The sequence below is a fragment of the Eubacterium ramulus ATCC 29099 genome (assembly GCF_000469345.1).
Classification (GTDB): Bacteria; Bacillota; Clostridia; order Lachnospirales; family Lachnospiraceae; genus Eubacterium_I; species Eubacterium_I ramulus.
Map to the genome: position 1 here is coordinate 1 of NZ_KI271084.1, position 911 is coordinate 911.

Genomic DNA, 911 nt, shown 5'->3' on the forward strand with positions numbered 1-911 from the left:
AGCAATTACCGTTCCTATTTTGGAGGAAGCTGCTGGGAAAAAATACCGGGAACAGACAAGTATTATTTTCACATGTTTGCAAAGGAACAGCCGGATCTGAATTGGGAAAATCCGAAGCTACGCCAGGAACTGTATCATATGATCAACTGGTGGCTGGAAAAGGGTCTCTCCGGATTTCGAATCGATGCAATCATAAACATCAAGAAAGATCTGAACTTTCCTGATTTTGCACCGGATGGAAAAGATGGTCTGGTAAGCTGCTGCAAGATGGTTGAAAGCGTAGAAGGAGTAGGGGAGCTGTTGGAAGATCTGAAAAAGTCAACTTTTGAAAAGTATGATGCTTTTACAGTCGGAGAAGTATTTAATATGAAACCGGATGAATTACCGGAATTTATTGGTGAAACTGGTCATTTTTCAACAATATTTGATTTTAGCGCCCATATGCTCAGTGATGGTGAACATGGATGGTATGATGCTCCGAAGCTGGAATTTGCGAAATGGAGAGCTACGATCATTCAGGCACAATTAGAAACACAGAAGTATGGCTTTAAGGCGAATATCATTGAAAATCACGATGAGCCAAGAGGGGCGTCCAGATTTTTGCCATCTTATGCTCAGACACCGGACGGAATTAAGATGCTTGGCACCATCAGCCTTCTGCTTAGAGGAATTCCTTTCATTTATCAGGGGCAGGAAATCGGGATGAGAAATGCCAAATGGAGCAGCATGGAAGAATTTAATGATATCAGTACAAAAGACCAGTATCATACTGCCCGTGAAGCGGGATTATCGGATCAGGAAGCCTTGGAAGTATGCAGCCGAATGAGTCGTGACAATGCAAGAACACCGATGCAATGGACTGGTGAGGAAAATGGTGGCTTTACAAAAGGAACTCCATGGTTAAAGGTAAA

General features: G+C 42.7%; 1 protein-coding gene. It reads left to right on the top strand.

The genetic code is table 11. The features are described 5' to 3' along the window. The coding region (locus HMPREF0373_RS01580) for an alpha-amylase family glycosyl hydrolase (protein WP_021737797.1) at positions 1–911 on the top strand (911 nt) is incomplete at both ends.